At 75.3% G+C, this 15,938-nt stretch carries 12 protein-coding genes and 1 tRNA gene; 8 read left to right on the top strand and 5 right to left on the bottom strand.

The window, feature by feature from the left end; genetic code table 11:
- The first annotated feature begins 389 nt into the window (after positions 1-389).
- Both ACWF41_RS12425 and ACWF41_RS12420 read left to right on the top strand, forming a co-directional pair.
- A complete protein-coding gene (locus ACWF41_RS12425; protein ID WP_380317087.1) occupies positions 390-4,721 on the top strand; it encodes a hypothetical protein in 4,332 nt (1,443 codons plus the stop codon).
- Between the two features lie 49 nt (positions 4,722-4,770).
- A complete protein-coding gene (locus tag ACWF41_RS12420) occupies positions 4,771-4,989 on the top strand; it encodes a hypothetical protein (protein WP_380317032.1) in 219 nt (72 codons plus the stop codon).
- 147 nt (positions 4,990-5,136) lie between these two features.
- On the opposite strand, the gene mscL is transcribed toward ACWF41_RS12420, so the two are convergent.
- From mscL to ACWF41_RS12405, 3 genes are all read right to left on the bottom strand, one after another.
- On the bottom strand, positions 5,137-5,568 hold the full coding sequence (mscL, locus tag ACWF41_RS12415; RefSeq protein ID WP_380317035.1) for a large conductance mechanosensitive channel protein MscL: 432 nt from the start codon (positions 5,566-5,568) through the stop codon (positions 5,137-5,139).
- A gap of 170 nt (positions 5,569-5,738) precedes the next feature.
- Entirely contained in the window at positions 5,739-6,512 is a 774-nt protein-coding gene (locus ACWF41_RS12410) for an SAF domain-containing protein (RefSeq protein ID WP_380317038.1), read from the bottom strand.
- 119 nt (positions 6,513-6,631) lie between these two features.
- Entirely contained in the window at positions 6,632-6,964 is a 333-nt protein-coding gene (locus ACWF41_RS12405; RefSeq protein ID WP_380317041.1) for an FmdB family zinc ribbon protein, read from the bottom strand.
- A 103-nt stretch (positions 6,965-7,067) separates the two neighbouring features.
- Here ACWF41_RS12405 and ACWF41_RS12400 point away from each other — a divergent pair, with 103 nt between their 5' ends.
- Positions 7,068-9,785: a penicillin acylase family protein gene (locus ACWF41_RS12400; RefSeq protein WP_380317044.1), complete on the top strand. Its 2,718-nt coding sequence runs from the start codon at positions 7,068-7,070 to the stop codon at positions 9,783-9,785.
- A 49-nt stretch (positions 9,786-9,834) separates the two neighbouring features.
- Here ACWF41_RS12400 and ACWF41_RS12395 read toward each other — a convergent pair whose 3' ends face one another.
- Entirely contained in the window at positions 9,835-10,497 is a 663-nt protein-coding gene (locus ACWF41_RS12395; RefSeq protein ID WP_380317047.1) for a 5-formyltetrahydrofolate cyclo-ligase, read from the bottom strand.
- A gap of 111 nt (positions 10,498-10,608) precedes the next feature.
- Between ACWF41_RS12395 and ACWF41_RS12390 the strand changes: the two genes are divergently transcribed.
- From ACWF41_RS12390 to ACWF41_RS12370, 5 genes are all read left to right on the top strand, one after another.
- A complete protein-coding gene (locus ACWF41_RS12390; protein ID WP_380317050.1) occupies positions 10,609-11,250 on the top strand; it encodes a GNAT family N-acetyltransferase in 642 nt (213 codons plus the stop codon).
- An 81-nt stretch (positions 11,251-11,331) separates the two neighbouring features.
- A complete protein-coding gene (locus tag ACWF41_RS12385) occupies positions 11,332-12,609 on the top strand; it encodes a hypothetical protein (RefSeq protein WP_380317053.1) in 1,278 nt (425 codons plus the stop codon).
- Between the two features lie 50 nt (positions 12,610-12,659).
- A tRNA-Ala gene (locus tag ACWF41_RS12380) sits at positions 12,660-12,732 on the top strand.
- A 217-nt stretch (positions 12,733-12,949) separates the two neighbouring features.
- Positions 12,950-13,171 carry a helix-turn-helix transcriptional regulator gene (locus tag ACWF41_RS12375; protein ID WP_380317056.1) on the top strand — a complete coding sequence of 74 codons (222 nt, stop codon included), beginning with the start codon at positions 12,950-12,952 and terminating at the stop codon, positions 13,169-13,171.
- A 5-nt stretch (positions 13,172-13,176) separates the two neighbouring features.
- A complete protein-coding gene (locus tag ACWF41_RS12370; protein ID WP_380317059.1) occupies positions 13,177-14,619 on the top strand; it encodes a site-specific integrase in 1,443 nt (480 codons plus the stop codon).
- Here the strand turns inward: ACWF41_RS12370 and ACWF41_RS12365 are convergent, their stop codons facing one another.
- Entirely contained in the window at positions 14,620-15,753 is a 1,134-nt protein-coding gene (locus ACWF41_RS12365) for a ParB N-terminal domain-containing protein (protein ID WP_452182606.1), read from the bottom strand.
- Positions 15,754-15,938: the final 185 nt, after the last annotated feature.

The raw sequence follows: 15,938 nt of genomic DNA, 5'->3' as shown, positions 1-15,938 counted from the left end.
CGACCAGTCGCGGCGGCCCGGCTCCGGCGCCTGCTCCCGCCGTTCCCCGGCGCGCCGAGCCCGGACCGAGGGGTCGGCCGTTCTACCGTGCTGGCGTGAGAGCCGCCCGACGATCCACCGCCACGACCGCGGTCGACCCCTCCGCCGGGGCCCCCGCCGCGCCGGCCACGTCCTCCGGGACGGGCCAGGACGGCGACGGTCCCCAGGGCGCAGGAGCCGACACCCCCGACGCCGCGCGCGGGGGCCACGACCAGCAGCACGACGCCGGCCCGGGGGACCGCCCGTCGGGCTCCGGGCCGCACGCGCGGCGGTCGGGCGAGAGCGCGTCGTCCGCGGCGGCCGCGGCCGTCGAGACGGCGACCCGCCGCTGGCGCGCCTCCCTCGTCGACATGGTCGGCGGCTCCTCCCTGTCGGACGTCGGCCTGCTCGGCGAGGCCATCGTCGACCTGTCCAAGGCGCACCCCAACGGCGTCGCGGGGCTGTTCGCCGGCCGCCCGACGCGCCTGTCGAACCTGGTGCGCGAGGGCGAGGCGCTCCCCGCGGCCCGTCGCCGCGCCCGCGCCGTCGCGGCCCGCGCCGCGGAGCACGCGTCGCGCTACGGCGTCGCGCCCACGTACCTCGCGATCGGTGTGGCCACGTGGGTGGAGCACGACGACGAGCCGGAGGTCCCCTTCGGGGGCGGTGGGCCGCAGCGGCACGACGTCGCCGCGCTCGCCCGGGTCGCGTCGTCGGGCGCGACGGCGGCCGTCACCGCCGAGGCGGGCGAGGCGCTCGACGACGACGCGACCGCGGACGACGGAGCCGGGGGAGCCGCGGAGGCAGGGGCCGACGCGTCCGGCGCCGCGGGCGCCGAGGAGACGACCGGCTTCGCCGACATCGACACCGGCGAGGGCCCCGCGCTGACGACGTCGATCCCGGTCGTGTCGATGGCGTCGCGGGAGCGGTCCGCCGCGCCGCGCGCCACGCCGCCGGACCCCGACGAGGCCCCGCCGGCCGGCCGCGTGGTGCACGCGCCCGTGGTGCTGCGGCCCGTCACGCTGACGCCGCGCGGGGACGGCGGCGCCGACTACGACCTCACGCTGGAGCCGACGGTCGAGATCAACCCCGTGGTGGCGCGCACGCTGCGCGCGCACGGGGCGCTGCTGGACCCGGCGGCCCTGGCCCGCGCGACCTTCACCCTGGCCGGGTTCGACCCGACCGACGTGCTGGCCCGCGTGGCCGCGCTCGGCGAGGCCGTGCTCGAGGACTTCCAGCTCGACCGACGGGTGCTGGTGGGCACCTTCGTGCACCCCGGGCAGGCGCTGGTCGACGACCTCGACCAGCTCTCGCCGTCGCTGCACCGGCACGAGGTCGTGGCCGCGCTCGCCGGGGTCGACGACGCCGCGCAGCGACTGGCCGCGCTGGACCTCCCGGCCGTGCGCCGCGGCGACGCCGACCCGACGCGCGAGCGGGGAGTCGGCGACCTGGACCCGCAGCAGCGTTCCGTGCTGGACGCGCTCGCCACGGGCGGGCACCTGTTCGTCGACGCGCCCGTCGGGTCGGACGTCGCGGGCACGCTCGCGGCCGTGGTCGGCGAGGCGACCGCCGCGGGCCGGTCCGTGCTCTACGTGACGGGGCACCGCCGGGCGGCCGACCGGCTGGCGCTGCAGCTCGACGGGCTGGGTCTGGAGAGCCTGCTGCTCGACGTGCCGCCGTACCCGACGTGGCGCGAGGACGTGACGCGGCGTCTGCTGTCCGCGATGGCGAGCGAGCCGGAGCAGGTGGACGTGGACGGCGCCGCGCGGGTGCGTGACGCGCTGATCGGCACCCGCTCCCAGCTCACGGGCTACATCGAGGCCCTGCACCAGCCTCGCTCGCCGTGGCAGGTCTCCGCCTACGACGCGCTGCAGGCGCTCGCGCGCCTCACGTCCGAGCGGCCGGCGCCGTCGACCACCGTGCGGCTCGCGTCGGAGTCGGTGCTGGCGCTCACCCCGGAGCGGCGCCGCGAGATCTCGGCCGGCCTGGAGCGCGCGGCCGCGCTCGGCGCGTTCACGCTGCGGCCGTCGTCGACCCCCTGGTACGGGGCGCACCTGCTCACGGACGACGACGCGCAGCAGGCGCTGGTGCGGGTGGAGCGGCTGCGCGACGTCACGCTGCCGCAGCTGCGCCGCCAGCTCGCGTACACGGGCGAGGTCACGGGCCTGACGACGCCGACGACGGTGCGCGGCTGGGGCGAGCAGCTCGCGATGCTCGGCGGCATGCGCAGCACCCTCGACCTGTTCCACCCGATGGTTTTCGAGCGCACGGCCGCCGACCTCGTGCAGGCGACGGCGTCCCGGCGCTGGCGGGCCGAGCACGGCATCGAGATGGGCTGGTTCGCGCGCCGGCGGCTGCGCAAGCGCGCCAAGGACATGGTGCGCCCCGGGGTGCGGGTGCCGAACCTGCACGAGGCGCTGGTGCAGGTGCAGGAGCAGCGCGACGTGTGGGCCGAGCACGCCCGCCGCGGCGGGTGGCCCACCCTCCCTGAGGGGCTCGCGTCGATCGAGGACACGTACGAGGCGGTGCGCATCGACCTCGAGGCGCTCGAGCCCGTGCTGGCCCCGACCACGCTGGGCGGCCACCTGTCCGAGCTCGACCTCGACGGGCTCGCCGAGCGGCTCCAGCGCCTCGCCGGTGCCGCGGACACGCTCGCGACGCTGCCGGAGCGCACCCGCCTGCTGCGCGAGTCCCGGACGGCGGGCGTCGGCGACCTGGTGGACGACCTCACCGACCGGCGGGTGCCGGGCGACCTCGTGGGGGCGGAGCTGGAGCTCGCCTGGTGGTCGTCCGTCTTCGAGCAGCTTCTCGCCGCCGACCCGGTCCTCGCCGGGCAGGACGGCGTGGGGCTCGACGCGCTCGCCCGCCGCTTCCGCGACCTCGACCGCGAGCACCTGGCGGCGCTGTCCCAGCCGGTGCGGGTCGCCGCACGGGCCCACCTCGGTGCCGCGATGCGGGAGGACCGCGACTCCGCGGAGGCGCTGTTCACCGAGCTCATGGAGGGCCGGATGACGACCCTGCGGGACGTCGCCGAACGGCACGGGGACGTGCTGCGGCGCCTGCGTCCGGCGCTGGTCGCCACGCCCACCCTGGTGCCGCACCTGCTGCCCGAGCACCGCACGGCGGACGTCGTCATCCTCGATGCGGTCCAGCACGTGCCCACGGAGGTCGTGGTGCCCGCGATCGCGCGCGGCCGTCAGATCGTGGTGGTCGGGGACCCGCGCTCGGCATCGGGCACCAGCGTGCACGAGCTGGCCGCCCTGCTGCCCACGGTCACGCTGCAGCCGCACGAGAACAGCCGCGACCCCGAGCTGACCCGGCTGCTCGCCGCGCACGGCTACGAGGGCCTGCTGCGGCCGGCACCGCTGCCGCGCGCGGAGGCGCTCGTGCACCTGGACGTGGTGGACGGCACGGGCATGCCCGACCCGGTCTCGGGCAGCGTCGAGAGCACGCAGGCCGAGGTGGACCGCGTGGTCGAGGTCGCCATCGAGCACGCCCTGACCCGCCCGGAGGAGACGTTCGCCGTCGTCACGGTGACGGCCGCGCACGCCGACCGGGTGCGCGAGGCGCTGCTCGCCGAGGTGCGCGCCAACCCCGCGCTCGCGCCGTTCTTCTCGGGCTCGCGGCCCGAGCCCGTCGTCGTCGCCGACATCACCGGCGTGGCCGGGCTGTCCCGGGACACCGTGCTGCTGTCCGTCGGCTTCGGCCGCACCCCGCACGGCCGCGTGCTGCACCGCTTCGGCGTGCTGGGCGAGGCCGGGGGAGAGGCCATGCTGGTCGGCGCACTGGGCGCCACCCGCAAGCGGCTGCACGTCGTGTCCTGCTTCCGGGCCGACGCCCTCGACCCCGAGCGGCTGCGCGGCGCCGGCCCGCGGCTGCTGGTCGAGACGCTGGACCTCGCCGAGCGGCGCTCCGGCGTCGCCGACCAGGTGCGCCTCGGCAACGGCGTCGACGTCGGCCGCGCCCCCGACCGGCTCCTGGTCGACCTGGGCGAGCGGCTCTGGAAGCTCGGCTACCTCGTCGAGACCGACTACGGCGCCCCGGACGGCGACCGCATCCCCCTCGTCGTGGGGCACCCGGACCTGCCGGGCGAGCTGCTCGTCGCCGTGCTGACCGACGACGCCGCGTACGTGGCCGAGCCGTCCGTGCGCGTGCGGGACCGGCAGCTCGCCGAACGGCTCGAGCGGCTGGGGTGGGTCGTGACGCAGGTCTGGTCCGCCGCCGCGTTCCTCGACCCGGACGGCGAGGCCGACCGCGTGCGCCGGCTCGTCCAGCGGGTGCGCGACGAGCGCATCGGCACCGCCGGCGGCGTCGTGCCGCCGCGGGAGGTCGTCGTGCCGGTGCTGCCGGACGAGGACGAGCCGGCGGTCGACGTCGCCCCGGCCGTCGAGGTCGTCGACGTCGCGCCGGAAGACGACGCCGAGGCCGTCGACGCAGCGATCGTCGATGCCGCGGCCGTCGATGCCGCGGCCGTCGACGCCGTGGGCTCTGCCGCCGTCGAAGCGGCGGCCGAGGAGGCCGGGCTGGTGACGGACGACGCCGCGGGCGACGTCACGGTCGACGAGGTCGAGGCCACGACGGAGGGCGCCGGGGTCGCGCCGGACGACGCCGCGGTGGCTCAGGACGGCGCCGAGGCAGGCCCGGAGGACATCGGGGTGGCCACGGACAAGGAGACTGCGAAGGACGACGGGTCGCCCGAGGCCTGACCGTGCGGGGCGCGGCGGCCCGCTGCACGGCGTGACGGACAATGGCCGGGTGAACGATTCCCCCGAGCGGGCCGCCACGCCGTCCGGCGCCGAGCCGGACGAGACCGCGCCGAGCACGGCCGCCCCGCGCCGCAGGCGTCGCCGCGTGGTGCGTCAGGGCACGGAGCGGGAGACGGTCATGGGCCAGACCTCCGACGACCGCGGCGGGCACGACGACAACGACGACCGGCTGCTGCGGGACGTCCCACCGCACTGGGGTCGCCGCTGACGCCGGCACCGACGCCGGCGCCGACGCCACCGACGCTGACGCCGCCGACGCTGACGCCGCCGCCGCTGACGCTGACGCCGCTGACGCTGACGCCGCCGACGCTGACGCCGCCGACGCTGACGCCGCCGTGTGTGGCGTCCCGGGACGTCAGTGCCGCGCGGGCCCGGCCTGCGCGGCGAGGAGGTCGCGGATCTCCTGCAGCAGCACGGTGTCCTGGGCCAGCGGCTCCGGCTCCTCCACCTGGCCGCGGGCGCGGCGCTCGGCGAGCTTGTTCAGCGGCAGGACGATCGCGAAGTACAGCGCGGCCGCGATGATGAGGAAGTTGAGGACGGCGTCGAGGAAGCCTCCGATGGACATCACGGACGCCGCGACGTCGCCGTGCTCGGGTCGGAGCGTGATGTCCCACAGGTTCGTCAGGTCGGGCTTGCCGAAGATCGCGCCGATGATCGGGTTGAGGATGTTGTCGACCATGGCGGTGACGACGGCTGTGAACGCCCCGCCGATGATGATGCCGACGGCGAGGTCGACCACGCTGCCGCGCATGATGAATTCCTTGAAGCCTGCAAGCATGCTCTTCATGTGATGCCCCCTGGTGGTGCGGACGCGCCGGGAGAACCCGGCGGCTGACGGTCGCCGATTCTCGCGGGCGAGTCCCGGCGCCGCAACGGCGGGGCGGGTGTGTCACGGCGACGGCGCACGTGACAGGGCTCACCTCGCCCGGCTCACTCACCCGGCTCAGCGCACCCGACTCACCTCACCAGGACGGCGCCGACGGTGCCCCCGCCCGACGCGGCGGACAGCCCCGGCGCCTCGTCCTCGGACACGGCCACGAGCGTGACGTCGATGCCGTCGGACGCCCCCACGGGGCCGCCGAGGAGGCCACCGCCGGCGTCGGTCGCAGCTCCCGCAGCGGGGCGGGGGAGCACGAGGGCCCGCCGTGCGAGATACGGCGCGGGATCGCCATCTGCGTCGCTATTGAGGTCGGTGCGCGACCCGCCGCCGGCCTCGCCCGCCCGCACGAGGTCGACCCGGTCGCCGGGGCGCAGCCAGCCGGCGGCGGTGGCGTCGAGGCGGACCGGCACGACGACCGTGCCGACCGGCGCCTGGGCCACGACACCGCCGCCGGGAAGCAGCTCGGCGCGCAGCGGGAGCCCGGCGGGCAGGGCGGTGGCGGGCGCGCGGCCGACGAGGTCGGCGGGGGAGGCGACGGCGCCCTCGGGGGCGAGGGCTGCGGCCACGGGGACGGTGGTGAGGTCGGCCGCGGACACCGGCTCGCCGGCGGGCAGCTCGCGCACGGGGACCACGACGTCGACGGAGGGCGGCGGCGCGGGACGCACCGCCTGGACGACGGCGACGGCCGCGAACCCGCAGCACACGGCGGCCAGGACGAAGCGGGATCGCCAGAGGGCGGCGCGCAGGCGGCGCAGGGCGCGGCGGCCGGGCGGGGAGCCGCGGTCACGGGGACCGGCGGGCTCGTCGGAGCGGCGTCGGGAGGGGCGGGTCAGCATGTCGGGCAGCGGCATGGCGGCGACGCTAGGTCCCCGTCGTGCGCCCGCCCTGACCCGTCGGCGCGCCTGTGGACGACCGACCCCTGGGGGCAGCGCTCAGGCCAGCGCCCCGGTGCCGGCGTCCTCGCGACGGGTCAGGAGGACGCGGCCTTGGAGGCGCCCGACGACGACGAGCTCGACGAGGAGCCGCTCGACGACGAGCTGCCGGACGACGAGGACGACGACGACCCGGACGACTCCTTGCCCGCCGACACGGTGCTGGAGGAGGTGCCGGTGCTCTTGCCCGACCCGGAGCGCGAGTCCGTGCGGTAGAACCCCGACCCCTTGAAGGTGACGCCGACGGAGCCGTACTGCTTGCGCAGCGCGCCGCCGCACTCGGGGCAGACGGTGAGCGAGTCGTCGGTGAACGCCTGGTGGACGTCGAAGGCGTGGCCGCAGTCGGCACACCGGTACGCGTAGGTGGGCACGTGATCTCCTCGGGGCGGACGCCGGCACCTGCCGCGGGACGCGGGATGCTGGCACTCAGGTGATGCGAGTGCCAATCATACGCCGGACGGTAGTCTCGCCTGCGTGTCAGCGACCGCCACCCCTGCAGCACCCGGAAGCCCGTCCGAGCCGGACCCCTCGTCGGACGGTACGGAGAACGAGGAGACGGGGCCCCGTCCGGCCCGGCGCTCGCGGCTCCGCAGCGCCGTCGCCGGTGTCGCGGTCGTCGTCGTGCTGGCGCTCGTGGCCACCACCGTCTTCACCGTCGTGACGCTGCGGCGCCCCCTGCCGGACCACGAGGGCACGCAGCAGGTGCCGGGCCTCACCTCCGCCGTCGAGGTGCGCCGCGACGCGCAGGACGTGCCGCAGGTCTACGCGGACACCCCGGAGGACCTGTTCCAGGCGCAGGGCTACCTGCAGGCGCAGGACCGCTTCTTCGAGATGGACTACCGCCGGCACGTGACGGCCGGGCGGCTGGCGGAGCTCGTCGGCGACGTCCCGGAGGCGATCGAGGCCGACAAGGTGACGCGCACCTTCGGCTGGCGCCGGGTGGCGGAGCAGGAGTGGCACGACATCTCCGACGAGTCCCGGGAGTACCTCCAGGCGTACGCGCAGGGCGTGAACGCCTACCTCGACGGGCGCGACGCGGAGGAGCTCGGCGTCGAGTACACCGTGCTGGGCGCGACGGTGGACGTGCAGGAGCCGGAGCCGTGGGACCCGGTGGACTCGCTCGCCTGGCTCAAGGCGATGGCCTGGGACCTGCGCGGCAACTACGACAGCGAGCTCGACCGCGCCCTCGCCTACAGCACCCTCGGCGAGACGGACCTGGTCGACGAGCTGTTCCCGGACTACGACGCCAGCGGCAACCACCCCGTGCTGCGCAACCGCGACCTGGCGAACCGGGTCACCGGCGACGCCTCGCAGGAGGGCGGCCCGGCGTCGGACGCCGAGCTCACGTCCGCCCTCACCGGGCGCACCACGGGCGCCGGTGCGGCGACGGACGCGCTGGGCTCCGCCGTCGACTCCGCCCGCAGCGCGCTCGACGCGGTCCCGGTGCTGGTGGGCCGCGGCGACGCGGCGGGCTCCAACTCGTGGGTCGTCTCGGGCGACCACACGGCGTCCGGCAAGCCGATGCTCGCCAACGACCCGCACCTGGCGCTCTCCGCGCCGGGCATCTGGTCGCAGGTGGGCCTGCACTGCAACCAGGTGAGCGACGCGTGCCCCTTCGACGTCGCGGGCTTCTCGTTCGCGGGCTTCCCCGGCGTGATCATCGGCCACAACGGCGACCTCGCCTGGGGCCTGACCAACATGGGCGCCGACGTCACCGACTTCTTCATCGAGCGGGTGCGCGGCGACACCTGGCTCAAGGACGGCGATGCCGAGGACTGGGAGCAGCTCGACGTCCGCAAGGAGACCATCCGCGTGGCGGGCGGCAAGCCCGTCGACCTCACCGTGCGCAGCACCGAGCACGGCCCGATCGTCTCGGACGTGCTCGACGTCGGCGACGTCGTGGGCGCGCCCACGCAGGAGGGCACCGAGTTCGGGGAGTACGCCGTCGCGCTGCAGTGGACGGCGCTGCAGCCGGGCCGCACCGCCGACGCCGTCTTCGCGTTCGACACGGCCAAGGACGCCAAGGACATCCGCGCCGCCGCCGCGCTGTTCGAGGTGCCGGCGCAGAGCATCGTCTTCGCCACCACCGACGGGCACATCGGCTACCAGGCGCCCGGCCGCATCCCCGTGCGCGCCAAGGTCAAGGGCCCGGTGCCGTCCGGCGGCACGTGGCCCCGGCCCGGCTGGGACCCGCGCTACGACTGGAAGGGTTGGGTGGACCCGGACGACATGCCCCGCGCCCTCGACCCGCAGGAGGGCTTCGTCGTCGCGGCCAACCAGGCCGTGCTGCGCAGCGGCACCCAGCCGTACCTCGCGGACGACTGGGACTACGGCTACCGCTCCGAGCGCATCCGCACCCTGCTGACGGAGCAGATCGCGACGGGCCGCCCCTTCACCGTCGAGGACATGAACCGCATCCAGAACGACGACTGGTCGGCGTTCGCGGAGGCCCTCGTGCCGGCGCTGCTGGACATCGACCTCGACGACTCGTACGTCGCGGCCGGGCAGGACCTGCTCGCCGACTGGGACTACCGGATGGACGCCGACTCGCCCGCCGCCGCGTACTTCGCCGCCGTGTGGCGCAACCTTCTGCAGGAGGCGTTCTGGGACGACCTGCCCACGAGCATGCGGCCCGACGGCGGCTCGCAGTGGCTCGTCGTCGTGACGTCGATGCTGGACCGCTCCGACGACAAGTTCTGGGACGACCGCACCACCGCGAACGTGGTCGAGTCCCGTGACGAGATCCTCACGCGCGCCCTCATCAGCGCGCGGCGCGACCTCACGGTCGAGCTGTCCAAGGAGCCGTCCGACTGGGACTGGGGCACGCTGCACACCCTGCGCCTCGAGCACCCGGTGCTCGGCGGCGCGGGCGTGCCGAGCCTCGTGCGCGACCTCGTGAACCCGGACCCGGTGAAGATGCCGGGCGGCTCGTCCATCGTCAACGCGACGGGGTGGGACGCCGGCACCGGCAGCTTCGCGGTGACGACCGGGCCGTCCATGCGGATGGTCGTGGACATGGCCGACCTGGACGCCTCCACGTGGGTCACCGTCACCGGCACCTCGGGGCACCCGGCGTCGTCGCACTACGACGACCAGCTCGACGAGTGGGCCGCCGGCGAGACGTTCGACTGGCCGTTCTCCCGCGAGGCGGTCGAGGAGTCCGCGGAGACGCGCGCCACGCTCGTGCCCTGACTCCGCGAGGTAGCTCGAGCGTCGGCGAGGTAGTTCGTCGAAACTCGAGCTACCTCGCGGTACGGGCGACCTCCAGCCAGCCCTCGGGGGTGACGACGGCGTGCACGGGCACGTCGTGCTCCTCGGCGGGCAGCGGCTGCTCGGCCGAGTCGTAGACCTCCTCGGGGAAGACGAGCGCGACGACGGGCACGCCCGGGCGGCGCATCTTCAGGAGGCGGTCGTACCAGCCGCCGCCCTGCCCCAGCCGCACCCCGCGGTCGTCGACGGCGAGCGCGGGGGCGACGACGACGTCGGCCCGGGCGATGGCCTCGGCGCCCAGCGTGGGACCGCTCGGCTCCGGCGGGCGCCCGGGGGCGCGCTCCAGCAGGTCCTCGGGGCCGGCGTACCAGGCCCAGTCGCGCGCGAGGCCCGCCCCGAGGACGGGCAGCAGCACCTGGGCGCCCCGGGCGGCGAGCTGCTCCAGCAGGGGCTGCGTGCCGGGCTCGGTGGGGCGGGAGACGTAGGTGGCGACCACGCCGGCGTCGCGCACGGCGGGCACGGTGGCGAGGACGTCGGCGAGGGCCCGCGCGGCCTCGTCGCGGAGGCGGGGGGAGCGCTCGGCGCGGTGGGCGCGGATGGCCCGCCGGAGCTCCTCCTTGGCGTCCTCGACCTCCATCCCGGCGACGACGGGGTACGGCCGGTGTGCTCTCGATCCCTTGCGGTCGCCGTGCATGGGGCCATTGTGGCAGGGTCCCGTCGGGGGAGTCCCGGCGCGCGCCGGTGACGCCGAGAACGGCACGGGCGATCGGGCGCGGGCCGGAGCGTCGGGACGGAACGAGGTGGCATGACGCACAAGCTCGCCCGCGGCTGGACGGTGTCGCGGCCGTGGCCCGTGACGCTGCGCGAGGACGGCCCGACGGGCGCCGTCGTGCTGCGCCCGCTGCGCCGCAAGGACGGCCCGGAGTGGTTGCGCCTGCGCGCCCGCAACGCGGGCTGGCTCGAGCCGTGGGAGGCGACGTCGCCGGGGGAGCGGCCCGCCGCGTCGACGTTCGGCGACTACCTGCGCGTGCTGTCCGCCCAGGCCCGCGCGGGCACGACGCTGCCCTTCGCCGTCGAGCTGGACGGCGCGCTCGTCGGTCAGCTCACCGTCTCCCAGATCGTCTACGGCTCGCTGTGCTCCGCGAGCATCGGGTACTGGGTGTCGCAGGACGTCGCGGGCCGGGGCGTCATCCCGACGGCCGTCGCGATGGCGGGGGACTACTGCCTCGCCGTGCTCGGCCTGCACCGCCTCGAGATCAACATCCGGCCCGAGAACGCGCCCAGCCTGCGGGTGGTGGCGAAGCTCGGCTTCCGCGACGAGGGGCTGCGCGAGCGGTACCTGCACATCCAGGGCACCTGGCGCGACCACCGCACGTTCGCCATCACCACCGAGGACGTCCCCGAGGGGCTCCTCGCCCGCTGGCAGCGCACCCGCGACGGCGACTGACGGGTCCCGACGAGTCCCGACCACGGACACGCCGCGGCGGCGTGCGTCCCCGGCGTCGCCACGTCCCCTACCGTCGCGTGTGTGGAAACGTCGGCGGCAGGACTCGCGGTGCTCGCGCTGTTCGTCCTGTGGCTGGGCTTCTGGGTGCCGCACCGGCTGCGGCACCGTCAGCAGCTGCTCGACGCGCGGATGGACGACCGGTTCTCCGGCGGGCTCCGGGTGCTGGCGGTGGCGGAGGCGGGCGGACCGCGCGGGGTGACGGCCCCGGCCGGCGGGTCGGTGCCGCTGCTGATGTCCGGCACGCCGTCGGACGGCGGACGAGGGGAGCGACCGATGGGTCTGGACGACGACGGGGGCGCGTCGCGCGCCCTGACGGACCCGCGCGCCGAGGCCCTGGCGCCGAGCCGGCCGCGCGAGTCGCGCCTCGCGATGCTCGAGCAGCGTGCCGCGCGGGCGCGCCGTCGGCTGCTGCTCACCGTCCTCCTGCTGCTGGTGACGGTCGCCGGGTGGGTCGTGGTGGGTCTCGGCCTGGTGACCTGGGTCGCCGGCGCGGTCCCGACGGCGCTGCTGCTCGGCGTCCTCGTGCTGGGCCGCGTCGCGGTGCTGCAGGCGCGGCGCGCCGACGCCCGCTGGGCGGCGGAGCGCAAGGCCGCGCGGCAGCAGGCGACGCAGGCGCGCGCCCTCGCGAACGGCGGCCCGCACGCCCCCCGCAACCGGCCCCGCGTCACCGGCCACGCCGTGCGCCCGTCGGCCACCCACACGCAGATGATCCCGCGCGTCGCGGCCCCGGCCGCGGCGTCCCCGCCCCGCCCCGCCCCGCGTGCCTCGTCTCGTGTCGCCGCCGGTGCGGTGGGCGCGCGCGACGAGGAGACCGCGGAGCCCGAGCCGGTCGTCTCCCGGGCCGCGCCGTCGTCCGGCCGGGTCGTCTTCGACGTGCGCGCCGACGAGGAGCCCGCGGAGCCCGAGCCCCTGGTGGTCGTGGACCCGGAGCCCGGCCCGGCGCCGCTGCCCGGCCCGCCGCCCGTCGGCAGCGAGCCGTGGGAGCCGGTCCCCGTGCCCCTGCCCACCTACGTCACGAAGCCCGCGGCGCCCCGCCGGGAGCCGCGCCCGCTCGTCGCGTCGTCCTCGACGGCGACCGGGCGGGCCGTGCCCGTCTCCGACCCCGCCCGCGTCGCCGCGCTCGCCGCGACCATGCAGGCGGCGCTCGGCCCGACGGCGACGCCCGCGGGCGCCGACGGGGCCCCCTCGACCGCCTCGCCGGCCGCCGACGCGGCCGCGCCCGAGGAGCCACGGCCCCGCACCGAGACCCTCGGCCTGCCGCTCGACGAGATCCTCGCGCGCCGTCGCGCCGCCGGCTGAGCCGATTTGGCGACCTGCGGTGACGGGGTGCTAATGTTGGCACCGCTCTCGGGGCTATGGCGCAGTTGGTAGCGCGTCTCGTTCGCAATGAGAAGGTCGGGGGTTCGAATCCCCCTAGCTCCACCGGCTGAGGACCGCTGACCACCAGGTCAGCGGTCCTCTTGTTTTCCCCGGGGCGCCCTGACGAAGGGCGAGAACGATGGAAATGCCACGCCTTGTGCCACGCGAAGGGCGCGGTTCGGAGACTGCGTCCGAGGACGATCCGGCGGTGAGGTACACCGGATCACACCTACGGGGCATGGAAGCCAACGATCCCGGGACCAACTTGTCCCATACCCCGATGTGGACGCTCGACGAGCTGTGCGAGAAGTTGCACACGACGCCGCGCGTCGTCCACGCCTGGCGCCGTCGCGGGACGGCGCCGAAGGCGTACAAGGTCGGCCGGCACCTGCTGTTCGACGAGAACGACATCGCGACCTGGCTGTCCGACCACGCGTCGGAGCGTCCTGGGAACCGAGCCGCCGCCGACGGCGTCGACGACGGCGACGGGTCGGGATGGTGATCGCGATGTCGGCGAGAAGGCTCAAGCCCGGCGAGCACGGGGAGATCTTCGTCTATCGGACCGGCGCCAAGTGGCGCGCCAAGGTGCGGGTGCGGCTGCTGGACGGCGACGACACACAGGTGTCGCGCAGCCGCGACTCTGCGGTCGAGGCGAGACTGGCGGTCCAGGCCGCGATCGTCGAACGGCTCGGCGCGGCACGGGGATCATCGGAGCTGCGTCCGGACTCCAAGGTGGGGCTGGCGTGCCGGCAGTGGGTGAACGAGATGCGGGCGCGTACCGCGTGGCCGAACCCGCCGGTGCTACCCCAGACCGTCGACGAGTACGAGCGGGTCCTGGGGAACCACGTCGTGCCGCACCTGGGCAAGCGGCGGCTGAATGAGCTGACCCCGGCGGCGTGCCAGCAGTGGCTGGACGGGGTCCTGGCTCGCGGCCGGGCCGGTGGGAAGCACGACATGCTCGCCACGGCCATCCAGGCGCGGGCCGCGCTGGTCGCCGTGCTCGACCGTGCGGTGATCCACGACGCGCTCCGGGACAACCCGGCCCGCAAGACGATCGCGCCGGCGAAGAAGAGGCCGGAGCCGGTGGCCATGTCCGCGCTCGACGTGGCGCGCCTGCGCAGGGCGACGCGCGACTGGCAGGCCTCGAGGCAGAGCCAGCCGGGCCCGAAGCCGACAGGGCACCTTCCGGCCGTGGTCGACGTCATGTTGGGCACCGGCCTACGGATCGGTGAGGTGATGGCGCTGCGATGGGGCGAGGTGAATCTGTCGCCGGACGGGCTGCCGACGATCGCGGTGACGGCCACCATGGTCGACATCAAGGGGCAGGGCACCGTGCGGCAGGAGCGGCCGAAGACCGACGCCGGCCAGCGTTCGATGATCGTGCCGCGGTTCACCGCCGAGGCCCTGGAGTCGATCCGCCCGGCGGTCACCAGCGCGGACATGCCGGTGTTCCCCTCACGGACGTTCCGCGACGGCCGCAACGTCGGCAGGCCGCAGACCCCGTCGAACCTGCGCCGGTCGCTGCGCGCGGCGCTGGCGGCGGCGCAGCTCAGCGGGGTGTACCCGCACCTGCTGCGCAAGACGGTGGCGACGGTCGTGGCTCGCAGGATGGGCGTCGCCGAGGCCGCGGCGCTGCTCGGTCACAAGATCGACGCCGGGGTGACCGGGCGTCACTACATCGAGCGGCTCCGTCTGGCGCCGGACACCTCCGCCGCGCTGCAGGAGATGGTCGAGATCGGCGAGGCGGAGCTGATGCGCCAGGAAGTCGGGGACGCGAGCGGCCTCGGTGGGGGACCTGTCGACGAGGTGCGGCGCTCGGCCGTCGCTGTGCCGGGGGCGCCCGTCGCCGCACCGGCCGGATGGGTCCAGCCGACGCTGCCTGACGACGCGGGGTGGAGGGTGGTAGTCCGCGACGTGCGGATGCGCGACCAGGCTCAACGCCCGTCGTGATCAGGCGCTCTTCGGCGCCGTTCCGCGACGTGTCTCGGTGGCGACCTCGAGGAAGACTCGGAGGGACTCGACCGTGCGATGGAGCGTCGCCCACGTGTCCTCGTCGAGGTGCGGGCCGACGACGGCGGGATCGAACCGGAGGATCGCCGAGGCGGCATCCAGCACCGACGAGAACTCGAGCGCGGACCTGCGTCCCTGGGCTGCTGTGACTGCTGGGTGGTGGGAGGCGCGGGTCGGTTTCTGCGCGTACTCCAGTTGTCCGCGCTGGTCGCTCTCGACGAGGGTTAGGTGCTCCGCCTCGTCGACGTCCGCGGGAGTGGCGTCGACGAGCGTGGAGGCCCACGACCGGTGCTTGCGCTCCGCGTCCTCCTCCGCCTGGCGGATCGCTGCCCTGATCCGGTTGACGGCCGGCGCGACCCCGGCGCCCTGTCGTAGCTCCTCGACCTCAGTGGAAGCGAGCTCGCGCACCGGCTTGGGAAGGTCGAAGTCCTTGGAGACGCCAAGCATCCAGTTGATCCGCTCCAGGCGGGTGTAGGACGCCGCGCCGGTGACCGTGTGAGCCGCGATACGCCGCACGTCTCCGGCGCCGCGCGGTGCCGCCGCGTGGGCGGCACCATCCGACCCACCGAACCGCGACGACTCCTGCCGCGCCCGGGCCTCCTCCGCGAGGACGTCCTTCAGCTCTGCGTAGAGGGCTGCCGCCTCGACCTGGTTCAGCGGCTCGCGCAGCGCGTTCTCGTCGCGCTCGGCCATCAGGATCGTCAGCCGGTCGGACAGTCCCGTGCGGATCCAGACCGGCACCGACCGCCACTTCAGCTGCCTCGCGGCCATGAGTCGGCGGTACCCGCACAGGAGCACGTTGCCGTCGGTGATCGTGATCGGCTGCAGCATCCCCACCTCGGAGATCGATGCTGCGAGGGCGTCCAGGTCGCCGAGGTCCTTGCGTTGCCGGTGCCCGACGACGATCCCGTGAATCGCGCACTTGGAGTGGAGATAGTTGTCGGACGGCCGGTTCATGGCGACGCCCCCGTGGTGGATCGGGACTGACGAACCTGAGGCTGTACGCGCCCCGGCCGGGCCGAACAGCGGATCCCGCACCAGCGGCGGGTGAGTCACAGCGTTGTGCTTTCCCACGATCGTGCGCTCGGCTCGTCCGCAACGTCAAGGGCCGGATGCCGCGCCGCGGCGACCGCACGCCCGGTCCGCGAGTCCCTCGGGTACAGGCGATCACACCTGTCCATCGGAGGTGATCGTCGTGTCCACCGATCGCAGAGATCTCACACCTCAGGCAGTTGTGGCCTTGGGCCGTGGGACGGCTT

It is taken from the genome of Isoptericola sp. NPDC055063 (assembly GCF_053608125.1).
This window is presented reverse-complemented; position numbering and strand designations above follow the sequence as displayed.